Source organism: Citrobacter amalonaticus Y19, assembly GCF_000981805.1.
Taxonomy (GTDB): Bacteria; Pseudomonadota; Gammaproteobacteria; order Enterobacterales; family Enterobacteriaceae; genus Citrobacter_A; species Citrobacter_A amalonaticus_C.
Genome location: NZ_CP011132.1, coordinates 5020583 through 5041558, shown reverse-complemented (window position 1 = coordinate 5041558; position 20976 = coordinate 5020583). Strand labels below are relative to the sequence as shown.

Here is a 20976-nt window from a genome sequence, read left to right as displayed (position 1 = left end):
ATTGCTAAAACGAGGTATATTTGCGTCATCGGCTGCTTCGGGTGGCCTCATGACCATCTTTAAGGAGAATATTGTGGACACAAGTCTGATTGGACCGATCCTTACGGCGCTGCTTGCCGCTGCGGGGTTCTACTGTAAGTTTTGGTTTACGCGTTATCAGGCCTCCCGTGATCAGGCCCAGAAAGTCAGCCGGACGATCGAGGATGTCCTGAGCAATATGGCCGCGCTGTTCGGACAGAAGAAACCTGCCCGGATACTGAGAGAGGAATTTTCCGCTGTTATTGCGCCGCTTCATCAGGAAATGCGCAGCCTTGACGATATGACGTCCCGTCTGCCGCTGAAATGGCTGCAGCGCGAACAGCGCCACGTTCTTTATCATGCCCGATGGCTGCAGCGGTATCTGGATTCGCGCAGGGGCGGCAGTGACGGGGACTTTATCCTGCTATTGCACGATGTGGCGATGGGGACCGATTATCAGGTTGCTGACATTCTGGCATCGCAGCATGACTGTAAGCGGCGTCGTGGATCACAGCTGCCGGTTAACCTGAAAACCTGCCCCTGAGAGGGGGCAGTTGAAAGCAGATAACTATCCGGCATCAGTCGGGTGATCCCGACACCACATATGGCATGCGTCTGGCTTCATCAAAGTCCCGCAGTTCCTGCGCCTGCCTCATGATCTCTGCGCTTGGTACCGGGAGTTTACCCAGGAGTTCCATAAATCGACTGGCAACCGACTGGATTGACACGCTGTTGGTCCTGGCTGTTTTCAGATTGGTATAAACAAGGCGGGAAAGTGGCTTTGTCAGCGCCTTGTCTTCCATGAATCGCTTGAATGTCCAGAGATAAATATCTACCAGCTCCAGACCTGCACTCTTGGTACCGGACTGGAATACAAGTGGTTCAGCCGGCATATTTTTCATGTTCATAACAGGTAATCCGGGCCCCAGTTCCCAGGGCATCTCCCGTATCTGGTAGTAAAACTCGTTAAGTTCACGCTGGGTGGTGTTGAACTGTGACTGCTGGTCAACAATGATACTGGCCTTTCTTTCTGGTGCCCCCAGGCGGGAACAGATCCCGTGCAATACGGACTGAAAGCCAATCATATTGGGCATAATCCGCAGCCTTTCCTTGTTGGTTTTACAGTTATAGCCCAGCTGTTCAAAATTGGCTGACGCCCAGTTCAGGGCATCGGTGATCAGCTGCTTCGACCGGTGGTCCAGCGCGCTGGCTGCCGTCCTGCTGATCAGTTCATCACTGACGGTACAAAAAAGTTCCGACGCCCGCTCATCATGCGCCTCCAGCCTTGCCGTCCATGCGTTTGAAGCAAGTTCATCATCAAACAGGCTGGCCAGATTCAGCAGCAGGGGGTAGCGCAGAGGGGTCCAGTATGCAGACCAGGGAACGGCTGGATTCATTCCCTGATCAAATACCTGGTCGAAGAACGAAATAATGGCATGATCGCGCTTTACTACCTGCCAGATGTCAAACCGTATCCGGTGCTTTTTCTGCAGAACCAGCAGCGTATCCACAAGGTCAGAAAGGCGGTGCAAGCCCAGTTCCGCAGCGTGCAGGCGCTGCACGCCAAGCGTTTTGCGTAATACGGCAAGATCCGCTTCAGCAACCTTATCCAGATTAGCATCAGACGACAGCACTCCGTAGGAGAGGACTGGCTGGGTTTTGTCAAAAAGGTTTCGGCCAGTCTGGCCTGTTTCATCCACATAAAAGTGCATTCAGAGATCCTTTACCAGGCAGTAGGAAGGGAAACGGCATAATCCTGGTCAATGTAAAACCTTTCTGCAGCCAGCTGCAAGTGATCCGCTTAAGGCTTTAATGACCTCAATACTGGGTTCACGGCAACGAACAAACGGGCCGGATCACAGACCCGTTTTTTAGAGATTACATCTGCCCGGGCTGCAGAAACTCGATTCTGGCAATGGCCGACCTGGACACAGATTTCCCGTCACAGTCTATGCCGAAAGTTGCGTTTCCGTCCGGCGGGAGGTCACGGACTGATGTATAGGCATATGCCAGAGCCGTTTCAAGAACCCCTTTTTCATAAACAATATCCGCCTCGAACCAGACAATACAGGGATGAAGCACGCTGAGATAATGCGGTTTAAGATCGTGGCCGTATTTCTTCTGGTAGGCCTTACAGACATCCTCTACCAGCTCCGGCAGCCAGAGGTAATCATGCAGTCCATTTTCACTGGCGTTAAAATGTAATTCCCGGACTAAATGGCCATAAGGTCCCCAGTGAATTTTATCGCCGGTTCTGAGCTGAAACATCTCATCCGGGACGCCCCCCGGAACATCCCATTCCTGCAGGTGTTTACGGACCATCTCATTCGGGGCCAGGTTGAGCAGCATTTTCATGGCGAGGGATTCTGACTGATTTAGCGCCAGTAACCCCGCCGGAAAAGTATTACCGGCGAAAGTCCGGGTGCCATGAAACCACAGAGCCCGGGTGAATGGTCCCGGTTCGCCCAGTTCCGCACAGACGTAGTCTCTCAGATACTGAGGTGCATCAACCAACTGGCGAGGATTAAGCTCGTAGATACTTTCAAGATCGAGCGAAAGCAGCACTTTTTTCAGCTTTTCAGGGGGACAGGCAAACCCGGCAGATAATGTATGCAACGCCTGAGTTCGTGAGGAGCAATCGAGAATCAACATGGTGTAAATCCCTCACAAATCCAATATGTTAACAGCGGGGGCTCGACGCCGAGCCATATTGTCGAGCAGCAGGGTCGCATAATATTTCAGAAAGGGTAAAAGCTCCGGAGCGCTGAAGCTGGCGTAGACTTCTCCATCTCCCTGGGATTCCCTGAAAACAATCCAGTCTACAAGGTGTGCATCGCTGGCTGACTCTACCTGGACACAGAAATGAGCAACTGAATTCCGCATCTTATGGATCAACTCCCGCAGGTTCATTTCCGGTCCGGGCAGCTGTGACTCACGTAATCCCATTTCTGCTTTAAGTTGCCGCGTTAAACGGTCGGCAGGCAGGAAAGAGAGCGCCCTCTCTTTCGGTAACACGATAAGACCCAGAAGGCAATTCAGGGTCAACGTGTAGTTGTACTGCTCCCTGAATGGTTTGCCCAGCACCTCAATCATTTCGTTATAATGATCGATAAGCGCCAGTGTTCGCTGAACAAAATCGGTTTCAAAATCTGAATAATTTCCCATTTAACCCTCCCGTTCCGGTTCGAAAATCCACTATATCATCCGGCCAGCCTGACGGCTCAGGTACAGCATTTCCTATTAAGTGAGTTTTCGGATCTGACCACGAAAGTAGAGATGGTGCACGTTGGTCTTGTATTGTATGTATTATTTGTATTGTGTACAAACTACAGTCAGGTTAAAATGTATGCATACCTTCTTAACGGAGTATTTCATGACTAACCTGCCTGCTGACACCGTCCGTCGGATCGAGGACGCCGCCGCCGCACTCATTGCCGCCGGCAACCCGAACCCGACCAACGAACAGGTCCGCCAGCACCTCGGTGGCGGCTCCCTGTCCCACATTTCCCCGGTGATGCGGGAATTTCGGGCACGCCAGCGCGCACTGGCCAGCGAACAGACGCCGGCTCTGCCGCCAGAGCTGGCGCAGCTGCTCACCGGCCAGTTGGCCCTGTTGTGGCAGGCCGCGGTGAAACAGGCAGAAGCCGGGACACTGGCGGCCCGGGAACAGGCCGACACCGATATCGCCCGGGCCGACCAGGAGCGCGACGAGGCGCTGGCGAAAGTGACCGCACTGGAAAGTGAACTGGCGGTGCTTCGGGAGGTGGTGACCGAACGTGACCGGTTGCTCGATGAGGTACGCGGGCTGCGCGCGGAGGCGCTGCCGCTGCGCGAGCAGGTAGCCCGTCTGACCGCCACCGGCGAACACCTGGCGGCGCAGCTGCAGGACACCAAAGCGGAGCTGAAGGAAACCCGGGAGGATGGCCGTGCGCTGCAGGCAGAGCTGCTGGCCCTGGCACGCCACGACGGGAAGGCGAAGAAATGAAAGTGGAAATACAGGCCCGTGTGAAGGCCTAAGGCCTTCCGCCGCGCACTGTAGCTCGCCGCCAAGGAACGCGCCTGTGAGCCGGTGCCCTCCCCTATAGTGCTTAATAATTTGCGTGTATAGGGGATTTTTAGTAGCTTATTTATTAGACAAAATGAGGAGTCATTACCATGAGCGAGGACGGTTTCAATAAAGATGACCTGAGCAGCACCTTTGCGCGTTTCACCACAAAACGTCGCAATATCGTTTGTGATGAATCCAAGCTGAAGCGGAAAAAACCTGAGCCGGTAAAACTTTCGAGTGCAACACAAGAAATTGGTTGTGTGATTTCATCTGTGCTCGCCTCTACCTCTAAAGCGGACGTCACAAAAGACAAACAGGACCAATATAAATCTCCTATCCGTTACAGCTGGGAGAAAAAAGGTATTAACGGTGGTTCTAACAATTTTTAATCTTATGAAGCGATGGCATAACCACCGCTTCATATAGCCATCAGTTATCCTTTGCTTAATCCTGATTTAATCCCGCCTGAAGCTGCATCAATCGCCACCCCTTGAGCTTTTTTACCTGCTTCCGAGCCAGCATCCGTAGGCATTTTAGAAGCATCACTAAAGTTGTTAGCCATATTACCAATTCGAACTCCAGCCCAACTCAGCATACCAACCCAGAACATCGGAAAGACCAGGTACATCATCCCCAGTACCAGGTTCATAATCCATCCATCAGCCGTTGAGCTAAAGAAAGCCGCGAAAGGCACCGAGCTGTTTGCAATCCCCTGCTCAGCCATATTGTCATAGAGGATGGTGATCAATCTGTCATCAAGCCAACCTGCCAGTTCCCACCAGAACGTAATGAACTGAAGAGCGAATAACGCGAAGGAGATGGTAAAAATGGTTTTCGGATCGTAGGCGCTGAACATCATTAACGCAGGAATGACCGTGATTATCATCATCAGCAATAATGCCTGGATCATCGGCAGTGCCTGCTTCATTGCATCAAAACCAGGTAACGCCTCGGCCTGTTTCAGTCCAAGACCAATAGACGAGGTAAGGCGTGTAAGATTACCAACTACTCCGGTGGTTGTGTCGCTACTGCCAACAGCATAAGTGGTACCGGCGCCGGAGAGATCTGCGTTGCGTGGGCTGACAAGCCAGCGTAACGCAATTTCTTCCCACTGCTTTCCGGGGAACTGACGCTGCATCTCCTTACGTGTGTTATCACTAAAACTGGCCAGAACTCGTTTGCGAAGCCCGGAAGTACCATCGGACCACCACGTCTTACATGTTGGATATCCACCTGCACCAGTATCCGGATAGCCACTGTCCCGGCTGCTGTTGTAAGGCCACTGGCTACGTGGCGTCATAGCCGTGTAGTAGTCATAATATCCGGAAGTATTCAGGAAGTAGCTGCTACCTATCCAGCCCACGGAGTTGATGGTGGCATCACTGAGCTGGCTGTTGCTGTTTTTCAGTCTGAAATATGCTCTCGAGTAACATTGATCTGCAAATTCCTGGACCTCCTGCAACAACACAGGATCACGCAGTTTCGTGTTCTGAACGTCAAAACGCATCTGTCGCAAATTCGTACCGCATGGGATTGACGCAATCATTGCCTGCGTTGTGCCCTTCGACATCATATGCAGGAGATACCACCAAACTGGAACCTCGGCCGTACGACCGTCAAAATCGTTAACGAGTCCCTTGTAGCCAGAATTCTGTGGCGTCGGCACACTGACGCCGCACTGTTTAGCGCGCGAGCTGTCGAACTTGATTGTGCTGATATCAACCGGCAACAGCGGAATACAGCAAAAGAGCATCACAAGATAAGACACATACAGTGCATGTTCGATTCGCGGAAGGGCAAGAAGCCCTTTGTTCCCCTCGTCAGCCCCCTCCTCCCTCACTTTCAGCCAGACGCCAAGAACCCTGACCACCAGTGGCAATGCAAAAAGGCCTGTACTGCTGAGAATGCTCCACATGGCATTGTTCATTACCCAGCCAAAGAGAACGAGAAAATATTCCAGAAAACTGTTTGCGGTCATCGTCCTCTCCTTACACAGCGCTTGTCCAGGCCACATATTCCGTGGCTACCAGGAACAACACCCCCATCAGTTCCATACGCACAAGACGCGGACGCCCATCCGGCCAGCGGATTAATGCCTGTGGGCGTACCTTCAATATCCAGGCGGTAATAGGGCAGCCATAAAGAACCAGTCGCCAGGCAAACAGTCCCCATCGGCTGTCATGCAACCAGCGCCGTGTGATGTGGCCATCAGGGTCGTAAGCCATAAATACCGCTGCGATAGCAAACATGCTGGCCGTCATCAACAGAATGAGCAGCACCATAAGGAGAATGCGGCCAATATGGCCGCTGAACGGGTAAAGTCTCATATCAGTTTGCTCCGGAAGACTGAGACTGGCCCATCTGGCTGAAGCCCTGGTCCTCGTTACCGGCTTTCTGCTGCAGACGGTTATCCTGATTCCTTGTCCCCTGCCGCTCCAGTGCCGTCAGCAGGCTGTTATTGCTTATAGATTTGCGTAACTCCATCTCATTACGCAGCGCCGTCAGCTCGCGATCGAGGGCATCGATGCGGCGATCACCCTCAGCAATGGCTTCCGGCTGCTCTGCAGCATTAGGTTCGGATTCACCAGTGGTGAGCATCCTGCGCATTGTTAGCGCGGTTTCAACGGTATCGGACATCGCCAGTTCGCCGGCAAGCCGCTGAACCAGGGCCGCTTTGTCCGGATCGTCACGTAATGCCTGAATTACCCCGCGGGTGACAACCAGACTGCCGGTTTTCAGTGCGGAAAGGTTATCAGTGGTGGGCTGCAGCTCACCACTAACCAGCTTACTAAGCTGCTCCAGATTCTCTTTCGTGGCATCCTCAAGGATGGGAGAAAAGCCAGTACCAGCGACAGCACTGCCCGGCTGGTTATCGGTTCCACCACTGGTACATTCACTGGTTTCCCGGCAAGTCCTGATGGAGCGATCACCAAGCACTTTAACAACGGCCGCAGCGGCCTCTTCAGAAGATTTATAACGTTGGCATGCGGTACCATTGCAGCTCGAGGAGCCGACGCTGCTGTTACTGGTCACTGGCAAATTATTCATCATGTTATAACCAGCTTTGGCCAGATCCCGAGTGGGCTGAATTGCGGGCTGCCCCTTGCCGCCTCTTTTCTGCCCACCAACCCACGTCACGCCTTCCTCTCCAGTTGCTTTTTGCAGTTTCTGGTCGCTGGAAACCGCATCGCCGCCACTTGTGGCCACAATATCTTTGTACTCTTCAGAGACAGCTACCTGCTGCCATTTATTGCCAATGGTATAATCAGCCAGCTTCTTCGACATGCTCTGACAGTTCAACATCGCTTTATCAAAGCTCAAACCGGCCTGCAGAACGCCATTGGTGAGCATTTCATACAGCCCGGGGTTTGCGCGCTGAATAGCCATTGCCGGCATACTCATGACAGCACCAGTCGCCCCCTGAATCACATTCCCCATCAGATCCTTAAACCCGCTGGTAATACCATTCAGCTGGTTGCCAACGGTTGTTTTGATGTCGAAATTGCCACACATCAGATCACTGCTAAGGCCACCATTAATGCCTATCCTGGACATATTGTTACGACTGGGCGGGGGTGAAATAACCGAACCGCCACCAATAGAATAAAAGAGCCCATCGCTGATAGCGTTACCGCTAACTGACGCCCCCGATGAAGACAAAGAGATATCAGTTGCCATTGCCGGCAGCGAGGCAAAAATCAGTAAAAGTCCTGCTTTTTTCATGTTCTGAACCTTTATGAGAAATCGGTGCTGGAAAGGAACGTCTGGCCGCGACGTTTGCAGCAGCTGTACGGTTGCCACAATGCCCAGGCATAGTTACCGTCCTGGGCAATCTGGCCATTGGTGTCGGGAAACACTGCACAGGTCTGGGACAACTGAGGCGAAAGTCGCTGCCATTTGTGGTTTTTGGTGCCGGTATTTTCTTTTACCGGCTCGGGTGGCCAGTAACCCGGGGACTTCTGTCCCGTAAGGGGGTTGTAGACGTGGAGCTGGCCGGAGCGGGTAATGACGTCAGCGACACGCTGAACTACAACCGCTGCTGATTTGTAACTGTCTGTCTGGGTGACAAACCCGCTACGTGGATAAACGTTCCCCCACATATTGCCGGATGTGGTTTCCCCGATTTCTCGTTGCCCGGGGATGAGTGCTTCGGGATAAAGGGTCTCCGGGACACCCGTTCGCCAGACCAGAGCATCCAGTGAGCTGTTGAAATAGGGCATGAAAGGAGTGGCAGCACTGTCGCATGAATAGCCCGGCACCATACCGCCAATGACTTTTGTTGCTGGATGGCCATAGGCGTCGCCGTAATAGAAATGCAGGTTCTGCTTACGTTCCCCGGGAGCTTTCATCTCCTGACGACCGCCCCCCGTACTCACACCCGTCATACTTTCCAGCAGAGAACCTTCAGCACCGCTGGCGGCGTTACTAACTGTGGACATTTCAGTCCAGGGGTTATCTCCGGGGTTGAGGTAAGCCGATACCACAGCCTCCGGAATGAAATGTGTCACTTTCACCGAGGTTTTCACCGTGCAACCAAATGGGGTACACAATAACCAGTAGCAGATACCACTGACACGCCAGCTGATACAGTCTGTACTTGCCGCGCTGGCCAGAAGATTCGCTGTATTGACGCTGGCCATGGTGCCGGAACAAACCAGCAATGTGGCGATCGCCAGTCGACGTGGGCGGAAGGAGAAAGATTTCATCGGTTCTTCTCCTTCCAGGCAGCGAGCTGACGGGTTGCCTCGTTGACATCAGTCGTACCGTAGACAACAAAGACGTCATCAAAAACCACAGCCGGGTATTTTTCCAGGCCGAGGGACCAGGCATGAGTGACACCCGCATAAGCTTCCGCCAGTTGTTGTTGCTGCTGCCGGAAATTCGGGGAAGAGATCACTGCCCGGGCACGTTGTTCTGCAAGAACGGGATCGGCAGATAACTGACCGAAAATGTCCGCCTGTGCACGTTCGGGCGCATCGAGCTCAACAACGGAGACATCCGGACCAGGATTTGCTGCTATGGTATGAGAGGAGTCGGTATATATCACTGTGCCGGCACTGGCACCGACGGAAAGGAACAGTGCTGCCAGGCAGCAAAATGGCATTTTCATGAAAAACACTCCCTGAGTGTGAAAAACCTATTCAGGGTGCGTTCTCTTTAAGGAGGGGTCAGTAATTAATTCTGACGTGAAAAATGATAATTAATCTTGCCCTGGTAATTCATTATCTGTACGTCAGCATAAATCTCAGATCGCTGGAAATGTCATTTTTTAAATGCAGGAACTTTAATACACGCGGGCTCTTTGCCGCCCGCACCCGCAGCCTCCCCCCTTACCAGACAGCGGAAAACACACCGCTGTCTGGCAAGGTCGGAGGGTTATAAGTCACATCCGGTGTCACAGGTCACCCTGTCGATTTCCTTAAGAACCCAGAGCATATCGGTTGCATCGGGTACACAGATATTCCATCGGATACCCGACCGGTACTCCTGTTCTGCTGGCCAGAGTGTATTGCCGGTAACAGTTATCAGGATATCCAGGGTTTTCTCATGCACGTCGCTGAGGTGGACTGCAACGCAGCTGCGCCGGCCAACCCGGTGAGGATAGACCGACAGCAATACAGGCTGCTCCAGTCTCTTAACGATCTCCCCTTGCAGATGCTTAATCGACTCACTGTCAGCCACACCGACTGAGGCAGAACCCTGTGGCGGAACGGTAAAAATAACAGAGGCAATAAATGCCTTGTCCGGTACAACGATCGGCGTCGCCATAATCAGTTTTTTCATATTGTCCCCTGAATAGTGCCAATGCCACGTTTCTCATCGAGGCGGCGCGCAACGTGAAATGCGGCCTCAAGCTCCGAGCAATTTAATTCATTCATAATGGCCCGTCTTTCGGCTTTTTCCTCTTTTTCAGTCATTCCCAGCGCCAGGTACAAACTGGGGGGGACCGCACGAAACAACGCCTGTACCTTACGGGACAAAATAACTCCCTCTGTGTATTTTCTCGGAAGTTTTGTCGCGGACAACAGCATCGCCTTCTGCTCTTCTGTGAGCGTCTTAAATCGCGCTATTTGTTCAACTTCATCAGGTGGCATAACGAGGCAGATCCACCACTCCGCCATATTGAGCATTTTTTTCGCAGTGTCAGGGAAATCCTCCAGGTTCTGTGTGAACAACCACAGCCATGATCCGAGCTTACGCCACATTTTGACAATTTTGGTTGCATACGGGCCCAACAGCGGGTTAGCAGTTACAATATGCGCTTCGTCGATTGGCACAATGATATCCCGATCGCTGAACTGTTCCCTTTCTGCGATGTTGTTAATCGTATTAAGCAGCGAGATGACAGCAACGGCCATCTGAGCTTCATAGCCTTCACGCGCCAGCGTACCTAAATCAACAATAGTCACGTCTGCCTCTGGCCATTGCGCGCCCGGACGGTTAAACAACTCCCCTTCAAAACCTTCGGTAAACATGCGTAATGCTTCTGCCATCTCTTCAGCTCGCGCACGTCGCGCTGGCGTGCGTTTCTCGCGGCCGTCTTCTCCCATGCTGACATCGCGGGCAATGTTCTCAAGCGAGAACATTAAATCTTCCGGTAGCATCTGGCGGTTTTCGTCAAACGCTTTACGAGCCGCAATGAGTATCGCCTCACGAATCATACCGCGGTCGGCGCGTGTCATTCGCTCCTCTTCTGCTGCTTCACCACCGGTGATCATCAACCGCGCTGCAATCTCCATTTCACCCAGAATGTCACGTTCTTCGTCCTTGTCCTCATCATCTTCATCAATGTCAGGGAGGGCCTCTTCGCTTGTCACTAACGTCTCAGGTTTCGCCTGCATGAGCAGATGTGAATCGCCAAACGGAGCAAGTGAAATAACCTTACCAGGCTTGATACTGACACGGTGCACTGAGAGCCCCAGCGAATTACAGTAATCTCCAAACAGACCGAAGCTGTTACCCGCTTCCAGCAAAAATATACGGGGGCGGTAGATTGCCACCATCTGAGCCAGTTTATCGAGCGCAGTGGCAGATTTACCGGCACCTGTCGGCCCGAAAAGCAGCAGGTGCGCATTCTGGGTACGGTCATTTTTATTAAGTGGATCTACGGACAGGGGGCCACCACCACGATTCCAGAACGTAACCCCCGGGTGACCAGTACCGGTGTCGCGACCATAAATAGGGGCGAGACATGCAAAATGCTGTACAAACATAAGGCGCGTGTACCAGTTGTGTTTATCCATTTGAGGGTTAAAGCACATAGGTAACGCACGCATATAACTGCTGAGAGGACCAATATCGTGTTCTGGATTTATCGGTTCCATCCCACAGTTCAGTAATTTACTGCTGAGATCAAGATACCGTTTATCGAGTGTTTCCTTGTCCTGAGCCTTGATAAGCAGTGTGATGGCCGCACGGTAAAGCTTGTGTTTGTTTCCCAGGAAATTACGCGCTGTAGCAGCGTCTTCGCGAGCACGCAGGGAATCAACATTCTCCCCCATTGAATTGCGGCTAAGGCTCGCAAAACTTTCTTCAAGCTTGTCCTGAGGCTGAACCACCAGGGTCATGGCCAGAACTGTCCCTTCCGGAAGCAGATCCATAATGGCATTCACATTATCACCACGTTTTACCTCCCCCGTCAGATGACCGGTAGAAGGTGCAGTACGCAGGCGGGCAACCGGAACAGCTTTATGTGCCACATCATCAAACCACCACACACCGCTTTCGGCATCACTTCGCGGGCGGGTAAACCAGAGGCTTTCGCTGAAATCATTCAGAAGAGGCAAATCGCCCGGTGCATGATCGGAGTGTTTTGCGCAACGATACAATGTTTTCTTATCGACCCACGCCGGCGCCGGGTTGAACCAGCGCAACAGCCAACTATGGATTTGCTCGCCGTTCTGCTTTTCGCACCGGATACCGGCACCGCTCAGTGCTGCAGTCAGGCGATCGCAGACCTGTTTCAGCAGCACCTCCGGTGGCATGGGGTCACGATAAGGTGTCTCAACCCAACGGTAAACCACCATGCGCGTTCTGCGAATTTGCCCTCTCCAGGCGGCCCCTGTGACAGCCTCGTCTACAAAAAGCCCCTGTTCCACCGCCACATTTTCTAGGTGGCGCTCCTGTTCAGCCAGCCAGGCTTTCGTGAATGCAGTTCCCTGAGCTCTTGGCCTGACATAGCCTCTGATAGTATCCATATAAGTAGAGAGATCAGAGTCATCCTGGCAGAAAAACTGTACCACCCATTGGTGATCATCCAGTTCAGGGAGACTGTCCTGTAGGGCGTTCTCAGCGATATTGCAGATCTCGTCCAGACGTGTTTCCGGGCGCCCTTCAGTGCCCACAGGGATAATCTCATACACGGCCCCAACGGATACGCCATCGTCAAGCAGAATACATTCATGCTCTGGCAAATACTCACCCCAGGGAACATGATCGATAATGGAAGGTGCCGTGGAATACAGACGCGCTTCATCTGAATGAGTCAGTTGCCCTTCCCGGGTAAGCGGTTCATACCCACTGACGGAAAACGGACCGTTACCGTACTGATGAGCATCCTGAGACGCTCGACGTCGGCTAAATAAAGGGAAAGCCATCAGAGATCCTCCGTTCGCTCACCAGGCAACGCATACTGTACCTGGCTGTAGAAAGGAAAGACGGTGCTGTAGCCTGGAACCGGCGTGTTCCCGCCAGCCAGATGCGGAAAAACATACATGACCATGTCAGGATTTGGCAGACGCGGAAACGTCTGCTGAATTTCATTTTCCTGGGTGCGGCTGTAGCTGTTACTGACCTGCTGACTGATCTCACGTTCGCTGTCTGTAACTGGCCGGCGAAGTGTTGTTCTGCTCTCGTTGGTAGCATGAGTTGACGATGCACCATCGTTCCATAATTCAAGCATGGTGCTGTCGCCAGGCGGCAACATTTCCTCTTTTGACGTACTGCAACCCGAGAGGGCAAGCGATACAACGACCAACATAACGGTGGCCAGATGATTAAAACTGAGCAACATGCACCTCCGCTTCATCCGAATCACTGATGACAGCTGACAGACGAATCACTCGTCCATCAGGCAGCTGCATCTGCATTCCATTTCCCTCGCTCAGAAGCTTCTTTCCGACAGCGAGCAGGGCCTGTTCGGTGACTTCATGCCTGCTACCTTCCCATTTGCCATTATCACACCTGACAAAACCGGCAAAGAGACGGCCACCCAGTGGCGTATAGTCCACCCGATACTCGAGGTTTTTATTGTTCTGCATCTTTATCCCCATCAGTCCATGCCCGTGCTGCTACCAGCGAGGCTGAAATCGTCATATTTCACCTTGCGGCCTTTTTCTTCATAATCAATCGCCAACTGACGAGTGATATGTAAAGCCACTTTCTGTCCAGGCGGTACATAGATCGCGTCAAAAGTCTGACCATATCGCGCTTTAACCCAGTCAACGGTCTCACGCATACCGCCGGATAACGCCTTACCCAACACGGCCTGACCGGCATCCCCCGTCAGCGTAGACGTCACACCACCATAGCCATTGGTCTGGCTGGTATTCTGGTTTTCAGCCACGGCGTCCCCAGCTGCGCTGGCAGCTGCAAGTGCGGCAATGGTTGGCAGATAAGTAGAAGCGTTTGATTTTCGGGTACCTGAAATGCATGGAATGCCATTGTCATCTGATAACCAGCCAATACTGCTGTTATTCCCACCCTGGCTGTTCTGATTACCACCATTACTGCCTTGCCCCTCAAGTGAAGGAAGCGTACGAACGGTGCCATCAGTAAAAACAAAAGTGATGCTTGTTATGGCGCCGCGTACGCAGGAAAGCGTCCAGTCCCCCGTAGCGGTTCCCGAAACGATCGCCCCCTGTACATCAGGCAATTCAATGCCATTTGCCGTCAGGTTGTCTTTTCCGATCATCACTTTGAACGGGTAAGGGTCAGTCACCTTGCCATCAATGGGAATACGTCCCAACAGCGCGGTCATGGCCCGACTACCCACAAGCGTGGAGTTTTCCGGAAGGGTATAAACAGGGGCAGCATTTTTTTCAGATCCGGGAATGTTGTTCTGGACCGTTGTACTTACTGCTGACGTTGCCTGCCTGGCTGCATCACCTGCAGCGCCAAAGGAGGTGGCAAAAGAAAAACCAGTCGCGTTATTACTGTTTTTATCTGAGACAGGTCGACCATTCGCATCCGTGGCAATACCATCTTTCGGCTCAACCCATTGCAACCCGTTGCCATCTGTTTGAGATAGATTTCCCGTGCCTCCGGTCAGTCCATTGTCATAACCCAGTCCCACTGGAATATCGCTGCCTGCAACGTTACCTTTATTTCCTGCCGTTAAGCCGGAGGAGCCATTTTTGAGTTGGTCAAGAAGTTGGTTCACCTGCGAACTCAGATCAGTAACCTGAGAACTCAGTTGTGCACGTTTTTGAGCCTCTTCGGAACGAACTTGCCCCACAGCCTGGCTGATTTGCTGATCAACATTGGTGCTATTTTTTTTCAGCTCCTTATTTTCATCAGCAAGCGTTTTATTATCGCTTTCAAGGCTGTCAAGGCGCCCCTGAACCTTACGGTAACTACCAACCAGGGTACGCAAAGTATCCTGCGCGGTGTCACCTTCCACACCCAGCGCTTTGAGATCTTCTGGTGTAAGGTCCTTCAGGGCGACATTAGAGGTTTTCTGGCCTGCTTCATTTTTATCGTTTTTATCTGTACAGGATTTAACCCCAATCATGATGGCGCCCACCACTACGACGGGAACAGCAATTTTCACAAGCAGGTTTGAAGCAGGCTTTTTCATTTATGTGCTCCTCGGTTACTCCGCTTACTCTCCTTTCCTTCAGATTCGGGTAAACGCTGTTCAGCAATAAAGGCACTTTCGGGACGTCCTGTAGTAACCAGATATAGAACTGTCGTGTCTTCCGGTGTACCGGCACGCCCCAGCCAACGGTGCTGGAAAGTCGCAGTAGTAAACTGACCTTGCAGCGAACGAGGATCGAGGATGACCTTTACTGCTGATCGGTTACGCACCTGCAGCGCAATTACACTGCTGCCCTGCAGACTCCAGGCAGCCATCGGCGTGACGCTGACGGACTCAGAGGGCATAAGTGTGGTGATCCGGGGAGGAAGCTTCAGTGAAACCTGACTTACTCCCGGTACGGGCTCTACCGTTCTCAACGGTCCATACATGTTCTGTGCGGCATAACGAGTCAGGACAACGGGCAGCGGCGCATTGAGTTTTGCGGGCCTCCGGCTTTCTGCATTTGCCTCTGCCGACGACTGACGGCCGGCACTGTCCCCATCACTGCTGACCGTCTGTTTATCGGTCGCCGAAGCGGTAGCCACTTCTCCGTCGTAGACAATTTTGACAGGTTCCCGCGTGGTTTTACCGGGGGCAGCAGAAACATCAAGTAGAAGTATTTCCCCGTTTTCCTTGTTCTGAAGTTCCAGTCTCGTCACCGGAAAGGCTTCTTTCGCATCGAGATAAACTACACCTCCGGAGCTTTGAATACGCAGCTTGTCGTTGAGTGTGGGCGGAAACCCCACTCGCACGTTTTTGTTTACAAAAACGATTCGCTCCTGCCCTACAGTCAGGGGAATCTGCAAAGGTATCCGTTCCCATTTCATAAGCTCAACAGCACGAGCTCCGGCTGAGACCAGTACCAGGGTCAGCAGGATCACTGAGAATTTTTTCAATTGAATGCTCCCGACTTTTGTTCTGGCTCAGGCAAGGAGATCGCCTCAAGTCTTTGTGGCGCGCTGTCATAGCAATCCAGTGCCAGTCCAAACGGATTTCGCTCTGGGTCACCTTCCCAGCGAACCACTTTCATTGGATAACGCGCCAGGGCACGCTTAACGGGTTCGGTATGGAAATATTCGTCAGCTACCAGGTCCAGCCGTACCACCCAATGATCTTCATCAATGATGGTCACGCTGCGGTTACTGTAACCACGACGGGGGATTTCGTATACCACGCGTACACGATCGCGCAGCTCGTCATTATTCTTGCGCATCTCGGCGTCCTTATTGAGAAAATCCTGACAGGACGGCGTCAAATACGGGCTCATTTGGGCAATTTTGGCTGTGTAGTCAGCTTCCCCATTTTTCGGCCAGGAATTCAGTTGCTGAAAAATGTAAAAAGCAAAACTGTAAACCGTAGATGGCGGGACCTCCCACCATTTTCGGGTACTGCCGGAACGCAGGTCAGGTGGGTTGTGAATTGTCAGCTCCGAGGGTGCTCGCATCCATCCCAGACTGGTGACGAACAGTCCCAAAGCCAGCAAAACACAAGCGATACGTAGCGAAATAATATGATTATCGCGGGCGGTTATACCGTTACGAAAACGACTCATACTTTCCCTCCGCGCATCAACGGAACAGGTTTCGTTCGTTTAAGTTCCCACGCCCTGCTATCCAGAATCATGGTTCGGGACATACGTGCACGGCAGCGCAATTCCTCCAGACGTTGCCAGATATAATTTTCTGGCTTACCGCGCTTGTAGCTGGCAATCCAGTTGCCGCCAAAAAAAATGACCAACAGAGGCATCAGCAGCATGCACGTCGGAAAAGCCAGCCATCCGACAAAAGGAACCAGAGCTAACGGTATTGCCAGAGGGATACCGGCAATAACACCGATGACGGCCGCCAGCACAAACTCCCCGGATGTGAACCCTTTCCAGACCACGGGGGGGTTGTTCAGTCTGTCAGGGAGGAAATCAATGACGGCCATATGGGCTCCTTACAGGATATCTGAAGCTTTAGTTGCGAGGTAAATAACCAAAAGGATGAGGATGATGCCGACAACCAGATAGACCAGGAACTGAGTCCATTCCCCCTTACCACGACGGATATCGTGAAATGCGGTAATCACGGCATGCGCTACGGCAAAAAAAGCACCGACACATACGAGAAGCCCTATCGCAAGTGCCCCCATTTTGATGTAGCCCATAACGGTGTTGTAGGTTCCGCCACCGCCTCCAGATGTTGGCTGTTCAACAGCTGGCAAGTCTGCCATAGCCTGACTTGCAGTTAAGAGACCGGTAAGCAACAAATATCCCGCACGGGAATAGGCAGAACGAAAATGCCTGAAGAAAGTGAATTTCATTGAGTCATCCTTTCAGTGGAAAAACAGAAACAGGGTCAGCAGATAAAGCACAATCAGTCGAATTAGCAGCTCATTGAACTGCCTGAACGTCACTGATTTACTGACCAGGCCACGGTAGGCCTGCACCAGTGCCCATGCGCTGAAAAGGAGAACGACGATGGCGAGCGTACCGAGGATCAAGAGGTTCAGTTGCCCGGGCGTGAGGCTGCTTCCGGTGCCCGCACTCCATCCATTTAGCTGAGAGCCATTCATCGCCATGAGGGCTCCTCAGCACGGTACTGCCCGGTGACTAAAGTGGAGGGTGCTGTTGGCTGCGCGCGCGACGGCTCGAGATAAGTGGATATGCCCTGCCTCATCGTTGAGATGTCACGGGTTGCCTGCTGATAGTCGAAATAAAAGCGAGCGTCCTGATTCTGATTGGCTACGACGCGGGCGCGATCAAGGCCAGCCTGAACCTGATCCAGCTGGCGCATCACGAGTGCCAGCTCATCTTTTTCTGACGCCTGGCAGGTCAGCACCGGCAGAACGGGCAATAACATTGCCAGGATGATTGTGGTGTGACGCATTTGCGACTCTCCCTAATAACTTGTCGTCGGGAGATTGACGCAAACAGGACATGCTGGCAGCAGGAAAATATTTATGAAGGTCAGAAAATTAAATGCCACAAAGTGAGCCAGTTAATACAGATGAACCTTCAAAAAAAAAGCCCGCGACATCAAGCGGGCTCCGGGGAATTCCCGAAACAGCTACTTCCTGGGCTATAGGTATTTTTTAAAGGACGCCGTGACGATGGCCAGAACACCGCCAAGTAATAATGCTGATGGCAGCAACAGGAGATTTGGCCAGACAGCAGTCGGCCAGGCCAGATACAACATGCAGGGGCCGTAAAGTGCGGGTTTAATAAAACGTTTGGCGTGATGGTAGACAAAGCTCGATTCATATCCAGCTCCATAACGACGCAAATCTCGACGGACCAGCCCTTCAACTATGCCGGTGATAATCACCAGGCCGAACAGAGGCAGACTCAGGAAAAGGATCATCACCCTGATGAAGAAAATCAGAGTTACCCAGAGCGTAGCTTGCAGGTACTCCCCAAGCCAGCCGATTAGTGAGTCACCGAACCGGTTAATCGTTGGGATAACTCCAGTCCCCTTCTGACCAGTTTCCCTGAATGATTGAAGCCAATGGCTGAATCCGCTATCGACAAACAACCAGTTCCAGGCGGTATGTACCCACCGCGAAATCGTCTCAACCGGCGCTGCCATCAGTAAACTCCGCGTGTACCCTTCCGACAACCAGTGGCTTTCTGCAACCATCACCCGGTAGCTGTGTGAAGCACCTTCGTCAGGCCAGAGTAAGGCAATGCAGGCATATTCGATCAGCAGGCTAACCAGAAGCGACCCCAGCAGAATGCCAATTAAACTGACAGGCAAATCCCAGAGCAACATGCCGAATGGTCCGGATTGTTTCTGTCGGGATGGCGAACTGCGATTGGCAGTATCTCTGTCATGCTGAGACATTTTGCCCCCCCGAATATGCCGCATCACCGCCTGTCCACCAGGATTCTCCAGTTCGGTAATTCTGCTCCATGTTGTCAGCCAGCTGCTTCAGGCTCGCGGGCATGTAAGGATCGTCGTTATCAGCCGGCAACGGCATCCTGATTTTCCACAGGCGCCCTCCTTCAAGCAGGGCAAATGCCTGCCCTTTCGGCAGGTTGATAACGTCTGAAGGGTTGAGCATCGGGACTTTAACCAGACTGACCTGGTCCTGAACGTTACTGTTAAAATCAGTACCCTCTCCCGGCCGGGATACGTCAGTGACACCCGATGTAAGGGTTTTCTGGTAGACGTCAACTTCCGGTAATTGGTCGGTCAGGAGCATGGCAGTGTTTTTTTCACGCACACGGAGCATTATCAATGAGTTGAAGTTCCCCACTACCTGATTCGCTTTAGCACTGCTGCCTATACGGGCCTCGATGTCCGAAAGAGTCTGCGTATATGCAGTCACCTGGAAGCCCGCACCACCCCCTTTGTTGATGAGAGGAATAAACTCATCACCCATTAACTCGTTAAACTCGTCACAGTGAAGATTTATCGCCACTTTCGAACTTTTTCTGCCATCCTCATCACCGAGACCGAATTTATAGATGTGTCCACCTTCGGAAACGAGATCAGCGAACATGCTGTTGCCGACTGCTGCTGCGACAACAGGGTCGGATAGTGCATCGAGGCCGATATAAACCACGCCGCGCGATTTTATAATGTTATGCCAGTCCAGGATCGGTCTCGGATCGTTCAGGTCCGTATAGTCAGGTGCCAGCAATGCGGCCGTTTTACCAGTTGTAAGCTTTTCAAGCAGCGGCAGCAGTGACGCAACAATTTTGTCGAAATACGTTCGATCATATTGCACAGCGCTACGTAGCCCATCCAGCACCGGGTCCCACAGTTTTTTTCCTTCTTCGCTGGCCAGTACCTGCTCAATAGCCCAGATATTCATGCCATTAGGCCTGCCCTGCATGTGACGCGGCAGATCCTTCTCGCTTATACCGCTACCTAACAGCGCTTCGACTGTACTCAGCAACTGTGGTGCCTTTTCACTCAGCATATTCTCAACATAGGTTTCGTACAGTTCACCTATGTTTGTCACGTAACGCAGTATGAGACCGTAATCAGGACGCTGGCCAAGTGCGACCAGCGCGCGGGTAATAATATTGACAAATCGCCAGGCAAATTCCCGAAATGCAGCAGAATTGCCCTCTCCGGAGAGCTGTCCTGCAACACGTGATGCTACTTCCGAGATACGGCTGAACCGTCCAACGGCATTGTAGCGAGCGCTTATATCTGGCCATCCGAGGTGGAACACCCAGAAGTTATCCTGACGACCAGCACGGTGTGCCTCGGCATACATTCGCCTCAACAGATCGGCATCTCCTTTCGGGTCAAACACGATGACAACTTCATGCTCGCCTGCAGCGTTTTTACGGCGAATATCCTGTGTGATAAGTAACTCAGCAAGCCGGGTTTTACCGACTCGTGTGGTGCCGATAACCAGTGTATGCCCTACACGTTCTCCGAGATCATAGGTGACCGTAGTTTCATCCAGTTCCACACCATGGTAAATGGGGCTTCCTCCTACAGGAGGCAACGGGCGAAACGGGTTGAGCGCCGAATCAGTTCGTGTCAGCCTGCACAACCACGGCAAGCTGTACTCCATCTTTTTTTCCAGATCGCGTGCCAGGCGATAAATAACAGAAGGTTGTACGTAGACCTCACACTCCGGACGCCTCGCTTCCAGAAGACGCTGCGTATGGCGGGGAGACCACTGGAAGCCCTTGCCAAGGAACAAGTGCCGCTGGCTGACGGGGATCTGCTCGCTGGTCAGTACATATCGGGGCAAACGGCGAATGTTTTGGCGGTAACGGAGTATTTTCATCCCCTCAGATGTACGCTTCAGCGCCAGTACACCAAACCCCGCGGCGGTCACCCAACTGACCGATGGTGCGAGCGCGACAGCCCAAGGGGCCGTAAGGCAAATAAAGGTTGCGCTACCCGCCGCCGCAGCGGAATACAGTTCAACCGCCGGGCGAAGGAGGGATTCCATCACGTACTTGTCGCTCATATAAAAGCCCTCCCCTGGAACAGAGCAAAAGTTTTATCATTGAGTTTGAGGAATAAATGAGCAGAATCTGTGGCCTTGCGGAATACGGCTAGAAATAAATAAAAGAAAAGAAATAACCCAAACATCAGCAAAGAAATCAATACAGACCGGAATATGAAAATCCGGAAAGAAACCAAAAGCCACACCGAAC

24 protein-coding genes are annotated in these 20976 nt (G+C 52.3%); 3 read left to right on the top strand and 21 right to left on the bottom strand.

Features of this window, described 5'->3' with window-relative positions:
- The first annotated feature begins 73 nt into the window (after window positions 1-73).
- Window positions 74-562, top strand: coding sequence for a hypothetical protein (locus tag F384_RS23445; RefSeq protein WP_225622896.1), 489 nt, complete (start codon window positions 74-76; stop codon window positions 560-562).
- A gap of 34 nt (window positions 563-596) precedes the next feature.
- Here the strand turns inward: F384_RS23445 and F384_RS23440 are convergent, their stop codons facing one another.
- The 3 genes from F384_RS23440 to F384_RS23430 form a co-directional block, all read right to left on the bottom strand.
- Window positions 597-1730: a DUF3800 domain-containing protein gene (locus tag F384_RS23440; RefSeq protein WP_046494155.1), complete on the bottom strand. Its 1134-nt coding sequence runs from the start codon at window positions 1728-1730 to the stop codon at window positions 597-599.
- A 166-nt stretch (window positions 1731-1896) separates the two neighbouring features.
- Window positions 1897-2670 carry a hypothetical protein gene (locus F384_RS23435; RefSeq protein ID WP_046494153.1) on the bottom strand — a complete coding sequence of 258 codons (774 nt, stop codon included), beginning with the start codon at window positions 2668-2670 and terminating at the stop codon, window positions 1897-1899.
- Window positions 2671-2682: 12 nt separating this feature from the next.
- Window positions 2683-3183 carry a HEPN family nuclease gene (locus F384_RS23430; protein ID WP_046494152.1) on the bottom strand — a complete coding sequence of 167 codons (501 nt, stop codon included), beginning with the start codon at window positions 3181-3183 and terminating at the stop codon, window positions 2683-2685.
- 208 nt (window positions 3184-3391) lie between these two features.
- On the opposite strand from F384_RS23430, the gene F384_RS23425 reads away from it, so the two are divergent.
- Together F384_RS23425 and F384_RS23420 are read left to right on the top strand one after the other, a co-directional pair.
- The gene (locus F384_RS23425) at window positions 3392-4003 is read left to right on the top strand and encodes a DNA-binding protein (RefSeq protein ID WP_046494150.1); all 612 of its coding nucleotides are present in this window, start codon (window positions 3392-3394) and stop codon (window positions 4001-4003) included.
- A gap of 170 nt (window positions 4004-4173) precedes the next feature.
- Window positions 4174-4455 carry a hypothetical protein gene (locus tag F384_RS23420; RefSeq protein ID WP_046494148.1) on the top strand — a complete coding sequence of 94 codons (282 nt, stop codon included), beginning with the start codon at window positions 4174-4176 and terminating at the stop codon, window positions 4453-4455.
- A 44-nt stretch (window positions 4456-4499) separates the two neighbouring features.
- Here the strand turns inward: F384_RS23420 and F384_RS23415 are convergent, their stop codons facing one another.
- From F384_RS23415 to traD, 18 genes are all read right to left on the bottom strand, one after another.
- Window positions 4500-6044: a conjugal transfer protein TraG N-terminal domain-containing protein gene (locus F384_RS23415; protein ID WP_046494146.1), complete on the bottom strand. Its 1545-nt coding sequence runs from the start codon at window positions 6042-6044 to the stop codon at window positions 4500-4502.
- A 10-nt stretch (window positions 6045-6054) separates the two neighbouring features.
- Window positions 6055-6393 carry a hypothetical protein gene (locus F384_RS23410; protein WP_046494144.1) on the bottom strand — a complete coding sequence of 113 codons (339 nt, stop codon included), beginning with the start codon at window positions 6391-6393 and terminating at the stop codon, window positions 6055-6057.
- 1 nt (window position 6394) lies between these two features.
- Complete coding sequence (locus F384_RS23405; protein WP_046494142.1) at window positions 6395-7789, bottom strand: integrating conjugative element protein; 1395 nt, start codon at window positions 7787-7789, stop codon at window positions 6395-6397.
- A gap of 11 nt (window positions 7790-7800) precedes the next feature.
- A complete protein-coding gene (locus tag F384_RS23400) occupies window positions 7801-8772 on the bottom strand; it encodes a TIGR03756 family integrating conjugative element protein (RefSeq protein WP_046494140.1) in 972 nt (323 codons plus the stop codon).
- Window positions 8769-9176 carry a TIGR03757 family integrating conjugative element protein gene (locus tag F384_RS23395; protein ID WP_046494138.1) on the bottom strand — a complete coding sequence of 136 codons (408 nt, stop codon included), beginning with the start codon at window positions 9174-9176 and terminating at the stop codon, window positions 8769-8771. The genes F384_RS23400 and F384_RS23395 overlap by 4 nt, the downstream gene beginning before the upstream one ends.
- A 266-nt stretch (window positions 9177-9442) precedes the next feature.
- A complete protein-coding gene (locus F384_RS23385) occupies window positions 9443-9850 on the bottom strand; it encodes a hypothetical protein (protein WP_032676588.1) in 408 nt (135 codons plus the stop codon).
- Window positions 9847-12663: a conjugative transfer ATPase gene (locus F384_RS23380; protein ID WP_046494133.1), complete on the bottom strand. Its 2817-nt coding sequence runs from the start codon at window positions 12661-12663 to the stop codon at window positions 9847-9849. The genes F384_RS23385 and F384_RS23380 overlap by 4 nt, the downstream gene beginning before the upstream one ends.
- Window positions 12663-13079, bottom strand: a complete 417-nt coding sequence (locus tag F384_RS23375; protein ID WP_115190217.1) for a TIGR03751 family conjugal transfer lipoprotein — start codon at window positions 13077-13079, stop codon at window positions 12663-12665. The genes F384_RS23380 and F384_RS23375 overlap by 1 nt, the downstream gene beginning before the upstream one ends.
- The gene (locus tag F384_RS23370; RefSeq protein ID WP_306464055.1) at window positions 13063-13326 is read right to left on the bottom strand and encodes a hypothetical protein; all 264 of its coding nucleotides are present in this window, start codon (window positions 13324-13326) and stop codon (window positions 13063-13065) included. The genes F384_RS23375 and F384_RS23370 overlap by 17 nt, the downstream gene beginning before the upstream one ends.
- Before the next feature lie 11 nt (window positions 13327-13337).
- The gene (locus F384_RS23365; RefSeq protein ID WP_046494129.1) at window positions 13338-14864 is read right to left on the bottom strand and encodes a TIGR03752 family integrating conjugative element protein; all 1527 of its coding nucleotides are present in this window, start codon (window positions 14862-14864) and stop codon (window positions 13338-13340) included.
- Complete coding sequence (locus F384_RS23360; RefSeq protein WP_046494127.1) at window positions 14861-15760, bottom strand: TIGR03749 family integrating conjugative element protein; 900 nt, start codon at window positions 15758-15760, stop codon at window positions 14861-14863. Before F384_RS23360 ends, F384_RS23365 begins: the two co-directional genes overlap by 4 nt.
- On the bottom strand, window positions 15757-16416 hold the full coding sequence (locus F384_RS23355; RefSeq protein WP_000086096.1) for a PFL_4703 family integrating conjugative element protein: 660 nt from the start codon (window positions 16414-16416) through the stop codon (window positions 15757-15759). Before F384_RS23355 ends, F384_RS23360 begins: the two co-directional genes overlap by 4 nt.
- Window positions 16413-16793 (bottom strand): TIGR03750 family conjugal transfer protein, encoded by a 381-nt coding sequence (locus F384_RS23350; RefSeq protein ID WP_000268263.1) that lies wholly within the window; start codon window positions 16791-16793, stop codon window positions 16413-16415. The genes F384_RS23355 and F384_RS23350 overlap by 4 nt, the downstream gene beginning before the upstream one ends.
- 9 nt (window positions 16794-16802) lie before the next feature.
- Window positions 16803-17168 carry a TIGR03745 family integrating conjugative element membrane protein gene (locus tag F384_RS23345; RefSeq protein WP_000673116.1) on the bottom strand — a complete coding sequence of 122 codons (366 nt, stop codon included), beginning with the start codon at window positions 17166-17168 and terminating at the stop codon, window positions 16803-16805.
- 12 nt (window positions 17169-17180) lie between these two features.
- The gene (locus F384_RS23340; RefSeq protein WP_001251235.1) at window positions 17181-17426 is read right to left on the bottom strand and encodes a TIGR03758 family integrating conjugative element protein; all 246 of its coding nucleotides are present in this window, start codon (window positions 17424-17426) and stop codon (window positions 17181-17183) included.
- Complete coding sequence (locus F384_RS23335) at window positions 17417-17734, bottom strand: RAQPRD family integrative conjugative element protein (RefSeq protein ID WP_001216596.1); 318 nt, start codon at window positions 17732-17734, stop codon at window positions 17417-17419. The genes F384_RS23340 and F384_RS23335 overlap by 10 nt, the downstream gene beginning before the upstream one ends.
- Window positions 17735-17926: 192 nt before the next feature.
- Window positions 17927-18688, bottom strand: a complete 762-nt coding sequence (locus F384_RS23330) for a TIGR03747 family integrating conjugative element membrane protein (RefSeq protein ID WP_042999112.1) — start codon at window positions 18686-18688, stop codon at window positions 17927-17929.
- Window positions 18675-20786, bottom strand: coding sequence for a type IV conjugative transfer system coupling protein TraD (gene traD / locus F384_RS23325; RefSeq protein ID WP_032676579.1), 2112 nt, complete (start codon window positions 20784-20786; stop codon window positions 18675-18677). The genes F384_RS23330 and traD overlap by 14 nt, the downstream gene beginning before the upstream one ends.
- Between the last annotated feature and the right edge of the window lie 190 nt (window positions 20787-20976).

Coding starts and splice junctions, on each gene's coding strand:
- F384_RS23355 (WP_000086096.1), bottom strand. CDS start 16,416: ATGAGTCGTTTTCGTAACGGTATAACCGCCCGCGATAATCATATTATT.
- F384_RS23425 (WP_046494150.1), top strand. CDS start 3,392: ATGACTAACCTGCCTGCTGACACCGTCCGTCGGATCGAGGACGCCGCC.
- F384_RS23395 (WP_046494138.1), bottom strand. CDS start 9,176: ATGAAAATGCCATTTTGCTGCCTGGCAGCACTGTTCCTTTCCGTCGGT.
- traD (WP_032676579.1), bottom strand. CDS start 20,786: ATGAGCGACAAGTACGTGATGGAATCCCTCCTTCGCCCGGCGGTTGAA.
- F384_RS23405 (WP_046494142.1), bottom strand. CDS start 7,789: ATGAAAAAAGCAGGACTTTTACTGATTTTTGCCTCGCTGCCGGCAATG.
- F384_RS23415 (WP_046494146.1), bottom strand. CDS start 6,044: ATGACCGCAAACAGTTTTCTGGAATATTTTCTCGTTCTCTTTGGCTGG.
- F384_RS23400 (WP_046494140.1), bottom strand. CDS start 8,772: ATGAAATCTTTCTCCTTCCGCCCACGTCGACTGGCGATCGCCACATTG.
- F384_RS23380 (WP_046494133.1), bottom strand. CDS start 12,663: ATGGCTTTCCCTTTATTTAGCCGACGTCGAGCGTCTCAGGATGCTCAT.
- F384_RS23430 (WP_046494152.1), bottom strand. CDS start 3,183: ATGGGAAATTATTCAGATTTTGAAACCGATTTTGTTCAGCGAACACTG.
- F384_RS23410 (WP_046494144.1), bottom strand. CDS start 6,393: ATGAGACTTTACCCGTTCAGCGGCCATATTGGCCGCATTCTCCTTATG.
- F384_RS23365 (WP_046494129.1), bottom strand. CDS start 14,864: ATGAAAAAGCCTGCTTCAAACCTGCTTGTGAAAATTGCTGTTCCCGTC.
- F384_RS23440 (WP_046494155.1), bottom strand. CDS start 1,730: ATGCACTTTTATGTGGATGAAACAGGCCAGACTGGCCGAAACCTTTTT.
- F384_RS23385 (WP_032676588.1), bottom strand. CDS start 9,850: ATGAAAAAACTGATTATGGCGACGCCGATCGTTGTACCGGACAAGGCA.
- F384_RS23340 (WP_001251235.1), bottom strand. CDS start 17,426: ATGGCGATGAATGGCTCTCAGCTAAATGGATGGAGTGCGGGCACCGGA.
- F384_RS23335 (WP_001216596.1), bottom strand. CDS start 17,734: ATGCGTCACACCACAATCATCCTGGCAATGTTATTGCCCGTTCTGCCG.
- F384_RS23345 (WP_000673116.1), bottom strand. CDS start 17,168: ATGAAATTCACTTTCTTCAGGCATTTTCGTTCTGCCTATTCCCGTGCG.
- F384_RS23350 (WP_000268263.1), bottom strand. CDS start 16,793: ATGGCCGTCATTGATTTCCTCCCTGACAGACTGAACAACCCCCCCGTG.
- F384_RS23375 (WP_115190217.1), bottom strand. CDS start 13,079: ATGTTGCTCAGTTTTAATCATCTGGCCACCGTTATGTTGGTCGTTGTA.
- F384_RS23435 (WP_046494153.1), bottom strand. CDS start 2,670: ATGTTGATTCTCGATTGCTCCTCACGAACTCAGGCGTTGCATACATTA.
- F384_RS23420 (WP_046494148.1), top strand. CDS start 4,174: ATGAGCGAGGACGGTTTCAATAAAGATGACCTGAGCAGCACCTTTGCG.
- F384_RS23330 (WP_042999112.1), bottom strand. CDS start 18,688: ATGTCTCAGCATGACAGAGATACTGCCAATCGCAGTTCGCCATCCCGA.
- F384_RS23370 (WP_306464055.1), bottom strand. CDS start 13,326: ATGCAGAACAATAAAAACCTCGAGTATCGGGTGGACTATACGCCACTG.